The 1,161-nt window shown below is 67.2% G+C and carries 1 pseudogene; it reads right to left on the reverse strand.

Features of this window, described 5'->3' with window-relative positions:
• Positions 1-1,161, reverse strand: a pseudogene (locus tag PMI12_RS26200) (secretin N-terminal domain-containing protein); the annotation flags it as partial.

Raw genomic sequence — 1,161 nt, forward strand, 5'->3', positions numbered from 1 at the left:
CTGCGTGCCTTCCATGCGGGTGCTGCCGCTGCCGCGGTTGTTCGAGCGCTGCAGTGCGGAGTCGGGCAGCACCGGCGCGGCGTTCACGCCGCGCAGCATGACGTTGTCGGTGTTCGGCTGCGTCTGCAGCTGCTGGCCGCGGATCTCGTCGTAGCGGTCGTAGGCGAAGGCCTCGGACGAAGCGCCGTCGCGCACACCGCCGGGCGCAGGAACATCATGAGGTTGCTCTTGCTGCGCGTGCGGTTCTCGTTCTTGAACAGGTTGCCCAGCACCGGGATGTCGCCGGCCAGCGGCACCTTCTCGATGTTGTTGTTGTAGGTGTCCGACAGCAGGCCGCCCAGCATGACCAGGCCCCCGTCTTCCACCAGCACGCTCGACTCGATCGAGCGCTTGTTGGTGGTCGGGCCGTTGGGGTTGCTCAGCGAGTTCTGGTCGACGGTCGAGGTCTCCTGGAAGATCGTCATGCGCACCGTGCCGTTCTCGTTGATGGTCGGGCGCACGCGCAGGGTGAGGCCCACGTCCTTGCGCTCGACGGTGGTGAACGGGTTCACGCCCACCGAGCCCGAGGTGCTGGCATACGAGCCGGTGGGGAAGGGCACGTTCTGGCCGATGATGATCTTGGCCTCTTCGTTGTCCAGCGTCAGCAGGTTGGGCGTGGAGAGCACGTTGGCGTCGCCGTCGCTGTTGAAGAAGTTCGCGATCGCGCCCAGGATGTACTGGCCGCCGATCTTGCCGGCGATGCCCAGGTTCAGCCCCGGCTGGATCGACGTCGCCAGGCCGGCGGCGTTCCGGGTGGCCAGCGCCTGGGTCAGCGCCAGGATGTTCGTCTTGTTCAGGCTGGAATTGGTGCCGATGACCGCGTTGTTGCCCAGCGCGCTCTGCCACTGCACGCCGAAGTTCGCGGCCTTGTTGGCGCTGACCTCGACGATGAGCGCTCGATCATGACCTGGGCGCGGCGTCCGTCGAGCCGGTCGATCACCGCGCGCATCTGGCGGTATTGCGGCTCGGGCGCCGTGATGATCAGCGAGTTGGTCGACGGGTCGGCCTGGATCTGGCCGCCGGTGGAGGGCTGGTTGGCGTTGTTGAGCGGGGCGTTGGCCGCGGCCGAGCCGCCGCCCTGGTTGTTGTTCAGGTTCACCTGCATGGCCTGCGGCGCGCTCT

The organism is Variovorax sp. CF313 (assembly GCF_000282635.1).
Classification (GTDB): Bacteria; Pseudomonadota; Gammaproteobacteria; order Burkholderiales; family Burkholderiaceae_C; genus Variovorax.